Raw genomic sequence first — 6,296 nt, forward strand, 5'->3', positions numbered from 1 at the left:
TAGCGCACTGATCGAAACGGTCATCGGCGCCGACGGGGCCTCGAACGCCGCCTTGGCCTTCATCGTCTCAGGCAGCGGCAGCCGCGTGGCGAGCAGCTTCAACAACGGCGATGCGCCCGAGCTGGTCCTCATGCTCGACGACGGTAGCTCGCTTACGATATGATGACCCATATACCCCCCCGGCCGGAACGTAAGCCGGGGGTGAGCTGCCCTAACCGAGTGCTTCAGCTCAATTGTAGCGCATGGTTGGTCTCTGATTGGCGAGCACGATGCTTTCTGACTTGATGCTGTGGACGGCCTCTGCGCTGCGAGGGATGTCAATGGCGATGCCACCGGCCGGGTGCATTCATGTGTTCGGCCAGTTTGCGCAGGTCGACATGCCTGCTGGTCCTGATGAAGTTCGTAGATCAGGTCAGCGCGCTCGTAGCGCTCTGCTCCTCTGTACCTGCTTTCAGGAAACTGGACCGCCGGATCTGGGAAAAGTCTCGTAAACTGCCGGGGAGACCACGCCAAGGGGCGACTGGGCCGAACTTGCTGAAGGGGGGCTGAGCCGGAAATGCAGATTTCTTCCGGTAGGTCTCGTCCAGATTTTCCGATGTTGGACAATGGCAACTGCACTTCCGGTATCATCAAGGCCGCACCAATCGATCCGAAATCAGCTCCTCATAGATGACAGTGCTGCGGCCAGACGCTCCAGACCCGCGTCGAGCCGGGCCTCCACTCCACCGCCGACACCGATCCGGATGTGATGCGGGTGGCCGTAGGCACTGCCTGGTAGCAAGAAGGTGCGCCATGGTGGTGCCGGCAGACGGCGAGCGAAGGCTTCGCGATCCATCTCGCCGGTCTGCGACGATCCCATCGTCAGCCTGCCTGCTGCGCAGACGGACTGATCAGCTCGGCCCGCCGAAACCAGACAGGCCAGCCGAGAGCTACACCACTTAGCGTAATCGCCTCACCTCACGGCCCCCGGTCCTTGTAGCAGTGTTGGTCTCGCCTCGGCGCTCGCAGAGACCGTGAGCATGGAGGATAATACGATGGGTGCGTTTGCAGCGCTGGACGTGTTGAAGAAAGAGACAGCGATCTGCTTGGTAGATCAGGGCGGCACGATCCTGGCGGAGACCAAGGTCTCCACTTGCCCAGAGGCGATTACCGACTGGTTGGCCGAGAGGTGCGACGAACTGGAGCGGGTTGGCATGGAAACCGGCCCCTCTTGCGGTATGGCTCTGGAATGCGCTGGCCGCGCGGCAGGTGCCGATCGTCTGCCTCGATGCGTGACACGCTAACGGCATGCTGAAGATGATGCCCACCAAGACCGACAGGCACGACGCCCGCGGTCTCGCGCAGATCGTGCGCACCGGCTGGTTCGAGGCCGTGCAGATCAAGAGCCACGCCGCCTACGTGAACCGGGCGCTGCTGACGGCGCGGGAGACCCTGGTCGGGATGCGGGTCCGGTTGGAGAACGAGATCCACGGCCTGTTGAAGACATTCAGGGTGATGCTCGGCAAGCGGGTCGGCGGTTTCAAACGTCGCGCCGAGGAGATCGTTCGAGGGGAGCTGGCTGTGGCGCCCGAGCTGGTTCCGATCTTTGAAGCGCTGATGCAGGCCGCCGGGATATCCGGGCCGGTATTGCAGCGCTCGATGCTCGGATACGGGCGATCGCCAGGCAACATGCGACGATCCGACTGCTAATGACGGCTCCTAGCGTCGGTACGATCACTGCAATGGCGGTCGTTGCGGCCTTTGACAATGCTGCCCGGTTCCGGCGATCTTCAAGTGCCGGAGCCTATCTCGGGCTTACGACGAAGCGTTACGAGTTCGGGAAGGTCAGTCGAAACGGACGGATCTCGAAACGCGGGGATCGCTTTACCCGCAAGTGCCTCTACGAGGCCGCGAACGCAATTTACTGCCGGAACCTCGGTGGTCCCCGCCTGCGTGATTGGGCCAAGGCGGTTGCCGGAAGAACGGGACCGCGCAAGGCGAAGGTCGCGTTGGCGCGGAAGCTGGCCATCATGCTGCATGCCATATGGCGTTCCGGCACTCCCTTCCGGGAGGTAGCCATGGCGTAGAACCTCGATCAGAACGACGCTGAATTTCGAACCACACCGGAATGCGTCCAGCCGGGACGCATAGCGAGGGTGAGATCGCTCATGGGGATGCGGTACGATAGACCGCGCACACCCCTTCGACCTTCCCGACCTTGAACGCAAACATGCGGCGTTCATGCGGCGACCGCGGAGAGAACCCCAGAGCCCGGCATGCAGGACAGAAGCATTCGAGGATCAGACCTAGACGGAAACGATTAGAGAACTCCGTGGGACACGATCTCGTCGGCCCGACCCGGCGGAGCAGGCATGGCAGGCCTATCCCTACGACGGCGGGCGGAAAAGTCATCACGCAAGTCAACAATACCCGGGGATCGCCTCAGATTGTCCGAATAGTGAAAAAATATTGTCCAAAATGAGGCGCACGCTTGACGTGCATGTGATCCCCTGCCAGTGATGTGTCTGTAGATGTTGATGTGAAAATATTCGTTCGCGAGAGTGAATGTCGGTTGTTGTGAGATAGAGAACAAATCCCACCAAGCATGAATGCGTATTGGCCTGAACCCGGGTGGTTCTCGCGCCGAACAGTCATGCCTAAACCAGAGATTTCGCAGCTATCTACCGCCTTTCTCAAAGGAGGGCGAAGGAAATTGTATTGCCGGATTTCCGGCATCAACTGGGAGACTGAAATGAAAAGCCTGGTAGTTACGACCGCAATGTCCGCCGTTCTCCTGTCGACCCCGGCATTCGCAGGCGACGAGACCGACATCACCCAGCTGATGTCGGGCGTTCAGAAGGCCCTGAACTCCATCGCCGTTAACCACAATAATACCGGCATTGAGCAAAGCGGCACCAACGCGGCGAACTTGATCTCGTGGGATGGTGCAAGCTTCGACGATCTGTCGCAAAGCGCAACCGGTGCGACGAAGCAGCTCGCAAAGAACTCGGCCAGCACGACCTATGGCCAGTGGAACGACCTGACTCAAGGTGCCGTCAACTTGATCAACAGCATCGATATCGGCAATGCCAGTGGCGTCGATGTACAGACCGTGATGCAAAACGCGATCGGCACCGATCAGGATGCGATCAACGTCGCTCAGTATGGCCAGTGGGTCGATGGTGTCGCACAGAACGCTCTTAATGCTGCCAACCTCTTCACCGGCAACGATGTCGAGGATCTGATCGAGCAGAAATTCGACGCCTCGCAACTCGCCTCGAACGACATCTCGGGCGCCGACAACAACGAATGGGCACGTGACATCGAAAGCATCGCGACCAACGTTGTGAACTCGATCTCTGCTGACGATATCGAGGAAGCGGTTCAGATCGCCAAAGGCAACCAAGCTGCCAGTAACTATGTCAACTTTGGAAACGGTGATACGGGCTTTGCCCCGTCGACGGCCGACCTCGACAATGTGATCCAGACGGCCATGAGCGCCGCCAACATGATCACGATCGATGATCTTGACGGATCCTCGTCCCAGACTGCGTCTCTCTCTCAGTTGTCCGAGAATGTCGCCGCATTCACGGGTGCCGTTTCGTCGCCGGCGCACAATGCCGGTCGTGTTTCCGGCCTGACCCAGACAGCTACCAACGCCGGCAACATCATGACCGCCAACAGCCTGCCCAGCACGTCGGGCGTGCTCGAAGTCAACCAGGTCTCCTCGGCCATGCAGACAGCCACGAACGCTCTGGCCGGCCAAGGCGCGCTGAACAATGTCACGCAAGCCGCTACCAACGTGGCCAACTCGGTCGGCATGCCTGCTCCGAGCCTCTGAACCTTGACGTTGCAGGGGGGCGCCCGCGTTTCGGCGCCCCCATCTTTCTCTGGATCCCAGTAGCCTCGGTGCCGGTAATGCGAAGAGCCGCCTTGACCATTGCGCTCGCTGCAACGAGTTCGGCTGCTGCTGCGGATTACAATGCGGTTGTCGAGGCAGCTCAGTCGTTTCTGGGCTCCCAAGCCGCTACGAACATGATGACAGGAAGCTTGCAGGATCTCGAGACCGAACTGAGCTTGCAGCCAGTCGCCCAAACCGGCCTCAACGCCGCCAACCTCATCATCCTCGAAGATTCAATCGTCGACCAAGCCAACCAGTTGGCGAAGGGCCACCAGACGGTCGAGAACCGCATCGTGCTTTCTGATCCCGGCCACAACGAGACAGTGGAGCAGCTCGGTCAGAATATCGCAAACTATGTCGTGGCTTCGACGATCGGCAGCGTGTCCCAGTATTTCGGTCCCGGCGCGAGCCAGGAGATCGTCAACGCGGCTTCTCTTGAGAGCAGGTCGAGCGCCGTCAGCCAAGGCGGCACGAACTACGCGAACGTTGCCATCGCCCAGCTTTCCATAGGCACGGCCCTGCAGGAGATCCCCGATGGCGGGACGCAAACCGTCCGCAACGATCTCAGTCTCGGCGCGACCGCCCGGATCGATGCCGTGTCGCAGGACGGCACGAACATGGGCAACATCCTGATTGCCGAAACAATCAAAGATGTCACCCGTAGCTTCTACGGCGACCAAGTGGTCGAGAACCATCTGACGGTGGAGTCGACCGGGCACCTTCCGGACAGCATCACGCAAAATGGTCTCAACGTGGCCAACTACGTCTCTGCGATTTCAATCGAGAACATGACGCAGACCTCGGAGGGGCGCCAGGTCGTCACGAACGAGGTTGTGCTGTCGGGTGCAGGGCCGCTCGACGTCGCAAGCCTGGACAGCTACGGCGTGAACTACAACGTCGGTCACACCAATGTCGTCAATCTCGTCGAGATCCGCGCCCCCAAGGACAGTGACGCACCGTCGGTGATCTCTTTCAGCCAGAACTCGACCATGTCCCAAAAGCAAACGCTGGGACGTGGTGCAGCCTTGATCGGCAACACGGCCACGATCCAGCGCTGAAAGATCTGCGAAAGTCGGAAAGCGAAGTCCTAGCGAACCTCGGCGCAACTCGATGATCCGCACCAGGACTGTGCTGTCAGGGGCGGGGCGGCTGGCCAGTCTGACTGCTTTTCCGCGGCATAGCGGGCCGCGAGAGACTGATAGGTTCCGATTAAGGCGTTCAGGCGGGACTGACACACCGCCGCGGCATGCGCCGGGATCAGTCGATCGGTCACCCGGCTGAGTTCTTGGTTCTGTTGCTGCGGCAGTGCCTGCCCCAACTGCGCGAAGAAGCCAATGAAACCATCGGTGGCTCTGAGCGGTGAGGAAGGCAGGATCCGCTCGCAGCTGATGGCCAAGGAGCGCAGTCGCACCATCGTTACGAGCAATGCCCTCGGATTGTAGTTGGAGACCACCTCAGGCTCGGGCGCGGGGAGAGCGGTTGCCTCACCGACTCCGGCTTGTTCTCCGAGCGCGCCTTGGGCATTCGCTTGCTCGGCCACGTCCTGGGGGAGAAACAACAAGGGACGCGTCACCGTGTTGGACGGCACCACACGCAGCCCGTCCTCGGTCTCGATGCCGAGTGCCGCATCTGTGTTGGGCACCATCAGAAAGGGCTCGGAGATGGACGTGCTGGAAACCGTGTCGAAGTCCTGAGCGGCCTGAGACTGGGCCATTCCCCATTCCGGACAGGTCAGCACGCCGATGGCCACGCCAGCCAGCAACAAGCTGTGCGGCCCGCCCAACCTCATTGCGTCGCCGCAACCCGAACTGGCTCAGGCTGTCGCAGGGCCTGCGTGTTGGCAGGCAACAGCCGGTCGCATCTCCCATCGTGCTTCGTGAGATCAGAAACGATATCGTAAGCTGCCTCCGCAAGCATCCAGCGGATCCCGAAATGCAGTCCTTCCAGCTCCTTTGATCCGATCTTGACGTCGAACAGTTCCTCGTTCGAGACAAACCTGAAGATCGAAGCAAACACCTCCGAGCCGACAGCTTGCTTGCTGTAGGAGTCGGCCATGACGATGCGGGTGGATTTGGTCTCCGTCACGCGTAGATCGGCCGCTGCGGTCAAGGCAAAGCGGCGCACGCCGCCCCCGATGCCTCCAAGAAGAGCTTCGCCGCCCCCGGAGTAGCTGTTGAAATCCAGCTGGGTGATGGCGCCGTCGATCACATAATCCGAGCCGCGCAGCTCTCCCCGCTCGACTGGACGATAGGGAAGGGTTTCGCCCTCGATGACAACCGGGCCGTCGCCACCGAGAATCTGCTCGCGGGCCAAGCCGATCTCGAACTCCGTGACGGCGGTGTTCATCCGATTGACTTGCGGCACACCGGCTTTCGCCAGCGCGGTCACCATCATTCCTGCCACATCAGTCGGGACA

The 6,296-nt window shown here is 60.5% G+C and carries 7 protein-coding genes; 5 read left to right on the plus strand and 2 right to left on the minus strand.

All coding sequences use genetic code 11. The annotated features are described in order from the left end of the window. Positions 1-1,019 precede the first annotated feature (1,019 nt). From FD715_RS22885 to FD715_RS21850, 5 genes are all read left to right on the plus strand, one after another. Complete coding sequence (locus FD715_RS22885; RefSeq protein ID WP_223275041.1) at positions 1,020-1,283, plus strand: hypothetical protein; 264 nt, start codon at positions 1,020-1,022, stop codon at positions 1,281-1,283. Between the two features lie 4 nt (positions 1,284-1,287). Next, the gene (locus FD715_RS22890; protein WP_223275042.1) at positions 1,288-1,689 is read left to right on the plus strand and encodes a transposase; all 402 of its coding nucleotides are present in this window, start codon (positions 1,288-1,290) and stop codon (positions 1,687-1,689) included. Beyond that, on the plus strand, positions 1,689-2,066 hold the full coding sequence (locus FD715_RS22895; RefSeq protein WP_223275043.1) for a transposase: 378 nt from the start codon (positions 1,689-1,691) through the stop codon (positions 2,064-2,066). The genes FD715_RS22890 and FD715_RS22895 overlap by 1 nt, the downstream gene beginning before the upstream one ends. A gap of 665 nt (positions 2,067-2,731) precedes the next feature. Then, positions 2,732-3,820 carry a hypothetical protein gene (locus FD715_RS21845; protein WP_223275044.1) on the plus strand — a complete coding sequence of 363 codons (1,089 nt, stop codon included), beginning with the start codon at positions 2,732-2,734 and terminating at the stop codon, positions 3,818-3,820. 92 nt (positions 3,821-3,912) lie between these two features. Then, entirely contained in the window at positions 3,913-4,938 is a 1,026-nt protein-coding gene (locus FD715_RS21850; protein WP_147115228.1) for a hypothetical protein, read from the plus strand. Between the two features lie 29 nt (positions 4,939-4,967). Here FD715_RS21850 and FD715_RS21855 read toward each other — a convergent pair whose 3' ends face one another. Continuing rightward, entirely contained in the window at positions 4,968-5,645 is a 678-nt protein-coding gene (locus FD715_RS21855) for a hypothetical protein (protein WP_147115231.1), read from the minus strand. Positions 5,646-5,665: 20 nt separating this feature from the next. After that, on the minus strand, positions 5,666-6,296 hold a 631-nt coding region (locus FD715_RS21860), incomplete at its 5' end, for a CsgG/HfaB family protein (protein WP_304649984.1).

The organism is Tateyamaria sp. syn59, from assembly GCF_007995245.1.
GTDB lineage: Bacteria > Pseudomonadota > Alphaproteobacteria > Rhodobacterales > Rhodobacteraceae > Tateyamaria.